The organism is Variovorax sp. 01T439_2, from assembly GCF_056398445.1.
In genome coordinates, this window is the sequence record NZ_JBFTPJ010000637.1 from 1 (window position 1) to 3,520 (window position 3,520).

Below are 3,520 nucleotides of genomic sequence, written 5' to 3' on the forward strand. Positions count from 1 at the left end.
GTGCAGGGGCTGAGCTTTCTAACCGAGAAAATTGCTGACAGCGGGACCGCCGGCGACACCCGGTCAGATCCGCTACGCACATCGTGGGCGGCTCCCAAGCGAAAACTGCCGCGGCGCCTGCGAGAGGCCACGGACTTCGGAAGTCTGGAGTAGCCATGGCAATCCGCATAAAACTCATCTGCTCCGCCCTGTCGGTCTCTCTCATCGCCGGGTGCGCAGCCCCCAACACGCCCGGAGCCGGAGGTGGCGCGAACTACACGCCCGTGATTGATCTTGAAGGCGTCATTCCAGAGCGCTACTCACACGACCTAAGCGCCTGCCGCCAATACGCGAGCGCAGTGAATCCAGCCGGGCAAGCCATCGCTGGAGCCATCATTGGCGGCCTGGTCGGAGCAGCCATCGGATCCGCAGTTAGCAGCGGCAGGCGCTGGCAGGGATCGACAACCAGATTTGGCGCCGGCTACGGGGCCACCTCTGGCGCACTGGGCAGCGGCGGGCGCGCTGTCGCGACCCAGGAACGAATCATGACGAACTGCATGGCCGGCCGGGGCTATCGAACGCTGGATGGGTCTACTCCGGCCGCCTTCAACGGCCCAAGCCCTTATGCCACGACTTCGCCATACGCAGGCCAAGCCGCACCCGCTCCTGTCGCGTACAACCCTGCCGAGTACCGCCCTCCTGGGCGCGCAATTCCCGCCGCCGCCCCCGCACAGAGAGAACTCGGCAAGGACACCTATCAGGCGGAAGCCCTGGCCAAGAGCCAGTCCTGCGCAGCGCTCCCGATGGCCATGCTGACCCACAAGACCCCCGGCTTGGAGATGTACACCATCCCATGCGAGAGCGGCGACGTGATGGTCGTCCAGTGCGAAATGGGCAGTTGTCAAGAGCTGAGATAGTCGGGATATCCACTTCCTACAGAGCCGCCTCCGGGCGGCTTTTTTGCGTCCTCGAAAAATAAATTTGCCTCGCTCTAGCGAATCGCTTGACTGAACCTAGCGAATCGATAAGATCGCGTCACTCGCCCACAACAGGAGTGAACGCAGATGGCAACAACCCAACCGAAGGCCCCGCGCAAGACGCCGCAGCGCCTGAGCCTGTATCAGCAACTCGCACACGATCACAGCATGGCAGTGCTGCACAGCACCGCCACTGTCGACATCCTCGATGAAGACGGCAAGCGGACCGACCGCATCGTCTACCTCGGCAAGGAATACGCGAGCAAGTTCCTCAAGGCTCATGGGGTGGCTTCGTGAACGCGCGCCGCCAACCCATCAAGGCCGCGGGCGCCACCGTCCTGGCCCCCATGTCTGCCACCGCAGCCGAGCTGCTGCACCGCCTGCTCCAGGAAGCCGCTGATGCGGTCGCCGCGGCGCCCGGCACGGTGGTGCTTGCGCCGCATGGCGCGCCCTATCACCATGGCGCGACCAACAACTCCGCATACGCTTACTTCGACAACTTCGAAACGGCGATCAAGCTGTACCGATTCCACGGCGACACCACGCCCTTCTGGACCGGCTACGAGAAGCGCTTGGATGCGAGCGGCAGAACCTGGGAGCGCCACGTCAATGCCGTGGTCGACAACTTCGGCGACCTGGTCGAGGTGCCCGCATGAGCCGCGCGCTGAAGCACATCGACCAGGTGCTGCGCATGCAGAAGGCCGCGCCCGTCGTCTTTGACGATCCGCACTTCCTCTTCGACAGCGAGTGCGACCTCCCGCGATTCGAGGAGCACCAGCTCACCGTGATCGAGCTGCCCGAGCACCTCGGCGAGATGAAACTGGCCGAGTGGGGCTGCGCGCCCGCGGCGCCGGCGCTGGCCGGCATCGACCTCGGCGGCATGGAACTGGAGCTGCAGCAATGAGCCGCGATCCCAATCCCCAAAAGACCGCCGCGCAGCTGAGCGTGCACGCCGGTGAAGTCCTCTTGCGGCGACGCGCTGTCGAGGCGAAAACCGGCCTCGGTTGCACCACCATCTACGCGTGGATGAAGACCGGGCAGTTTCCCAAGAGCATCAGCCTTGGGAAGACGGTGGTATGGCCCGCCTCCGTKATCGATGCTTGGATTTTGGAGCACCTCAATGGCAGGGTGCCGCCCCCCCTCCAGACGGTTGCACCTAGCGCTATCACTCGCGCCAGCGCTGCACCAACGCCACCCACCAATGGCCAAGCGTGGCCCGGCCATGGCGAAACCTACGTCGGCTTCATGCGCGGCGCGCCAGGGCAACCCGACCGCCACTTGATCATGCCGACCGACTCGTGGGTTGCCTTGCAGACCGCAAGAGCCACCACGGGCAAGAGAACCGCCATCGCAGCAGCCAAGAGAGCAGATCGCCCCAATGTTCACGCGGCCGGCCTCGCCGCCATTCCGGCCATTGGCCAACCGTGGCCCGGCCAAGGCGGCACCTACGCCGGAGTCATACGCGGCGCGGCAGGCCAACCCGACCGCCACTTGATCGTGCCGACTGCGGCAAGCGCTTCGCTCGGCCGACTCGCATGGGGCGCCTATGGCAAGGACGAGCCCGGCGCCGTGAGCGAATGGGATGGCCATGCCAACACCCGCGCGCTGCTGGCGAGCAAGCACCTCCACCCGGCCGCCCAGTACTGCGCTGCGCTACAGATCGACGGGCACAGTGACTTCTACCTGCCCGCCAGGCGTGAAATCGCGCTGTGCTTCGCCAATGTGCCGGAACTGTTCGACCCGGCGTGGTACTGGTCGAGCACGCAGTTCTCGCGCGGCCACGCCTTCGTCCAGGACTTCGAGCACGGCGACAGCAGCTGGAACGACAAGGACGACGAGCACAGGGTTCGTGCTTGCCGCGGATTCACCCTTCAACCCTTGACCACTTCCGCCGAAGGCGGTGCGTCATGAAGGCGCCAAATCTTCTCTTCGCGCTCGCCGCAGGCGCCGCGACTTTTTTTGCGCTGCCCATCGCCCTCGCAGTGCTGATGGTCTATGGCTGGAGCACGCCGTGATCGTCATCCAGCAGCCCACCCGGCGCCGGCCCAAGGCCGTGCTGCCCACCGGCCCCATCGGCGGCCTCGCCGACCCGCGCTTTTCGTACACGGAGAGCGTCGCCACCGACATCCGCAAGACCTTCCGGCGCGTGCGCGCCGAACAGAAGAAAGGCGCACGCCTGTGACCACCATTACCACCGGAATTTTCTTCGTGGGCAAGGACCGCCCAAACCGCCCAGCAGCGAGCGAACACCTGAATGATGCAGGCGAGTACGTGCTGAAGGTGCGCGTCATCGACAACCAGGGCAAGGGCCGCGTCGAAGGCTACATCGTGCGCTGGGTCGGCCCGCAGGCGAAGGCCTGGCGCCAGGCGCATGCGGACCTCAAGGCCGGCGACATCCTGCGCCTCGAGCTGGAGAACCCGCGCTCGATGCCGGGCAGCACCGGCATGCCGGAGACGCACGCCACGGTGCGCATGTGCGAGCTGCTGTCCGCACGCAGCCCTTCCGACGCGCAGGCCGCCTGACCCATGGCCTTCGACATCGTTCCGCTCGACATCGTCAAGCG

The 3,520-nt window shown here is 65.5% G+C and carries 7 protein-coding genes; all 7 read left to right on the forward strand.

The genetic code is table 11. From position 1 onward, the window contains the following. Nucleotides 1-155 precede the first annotated feature (155 nt). The 7 genes from AC1DOC_RS24855 to AC1DOC_RS24885 all read left to right on the forward strand — a co-directional run bounded on the left by AC1DOC_RS24855 (nt 156) and on the right by AC1DOC_RS24885 (nt 3,479). Complete coding sequence (locus AC1DOC_RS24855) at nt 156-896, forward strand: hypothetical protein (RefSeq protein ID WP_478079240.1); 741 nt, start codon at nt 156-158, stop codon at nt 894-896. A gap of 147 nt (nt 897-1,043) precedes the next feature. Next, nucleotides 1,044-1,253 carry a hypothetical protein gene (locus AC1DOC_RS24860; RefSeq protein WP_478079241.1) on the forward strand — a complete coding sequence of 70 codons (210 nt, stop codon included), beginning with the start codon at nt 1,044-1,046 and terminating at the stop codon, nt 1,251-1,253. Nucleotides 1,254-1,303: 50 nt separating this feature from the next. Further along, the gene (locus tag AC1DOC_RS24865; RefSeq protein WP_478079242.1) at nt 1,304-1,612 is read left to right on the forward strand and encodes a hypothetical protein; all 309 of its coding nucleotides are present in this window, start codon (nt 1,304-1,306) and stop codon (nt 1,610-1,612) included. Further along, on the forward strand, nt 1,609-1,860 hold the full coding sequence (locus tag AC1DOC_RS24870; RefSeq protein WP_478079243.1) for a hypothetical protein: 252 nt from the start codon (nt 1,609-1,611) through the stop codon (nt 1,858-1,860). Before AC1DOC_RS24865 ends, AC1DOC_RS24870 begins: the two co-directional genes overlap by 4 nt. Beyond that, nucleotides 1,857-2,867 carry an AlpA family phage regulatory protein gene (locus tag AC1DOC_RS24875; protein ID WP_478079244.1) on the forward strand — a complete coding sequence of 337 codons (1,011 nt, stop codon included), beginning with the start codon at nt 1,857-1,859 and terminating at the stop codon, nt 2,865-2,867. The genes AC1DOC_RS24870 and AC1DOC_RS24875 overlap by 4 nt, the downstream gene beginning before the upstream one ends. Before the next feature lie 100 nt (nt 2,868-2,967). Then, nucleotides 2,968-3,138 (forward strand): hypothetical protein, encoded by a 171-nt coding sequence (locus AC1DOC_RS24880; RefSeq protein WP_418145467.1) that lies wholly within the window; start codon nt 2,968-2,970, stop codon nt 3,136-3,138. Next, nucleotides 3,135-3,479 carry a hypothetical protein gene (locus tag AC1DOC_RS24885; protein WP_478079245.1) on the forward strand — a complete coding sequence of 115 codons (345 nt, stop codon included), beginning with the start codon at nt 3,135-3,137 and terminating at the stop codon, nt 3,477-3,479. The genes AC1DOC_RS24880 and AC1DOC_RS24885 overlap by 4 nt, the downstream gene beginning before the upstream one ends. Nucleotides 3,480-3,520 lie beyond the last annotated feature (41 nt).

Excerpts from the sequence above, each read along its gene's own strand:
- AC1DOC_RS24865 (WP_478079242.1), top strand. The coding sequence starts at position 1,304 with ATGTCTGCCACCGCAGCCGAGCTGCTGCACCGCCTGCTCCAGGAAGCC.
- AC1DOC_RS24855 (WP_478079240.1), top strand. The coding sequence starts at position 156 with ATGGCAATCCGCATAAAACTCATCTGCTCCGCCCTGTCGGTCTCTCTC.
- AC1DOC_RS24870 (WP_478079243.1), top strand. The coding sequence starts at position 1,609 with ATGAGCCGCGCGCTGAAGCACATCGACCAGGTGCTGCGCATGCAGAAG.
- AC1DOC_RS24860 (WP_478079241.1), top strand. The coding sequence starts at position 1,044 with ATGGCAACAACCCAACCGAAGGCCCCGCGCAAGACGCCGCAGCGCCTG.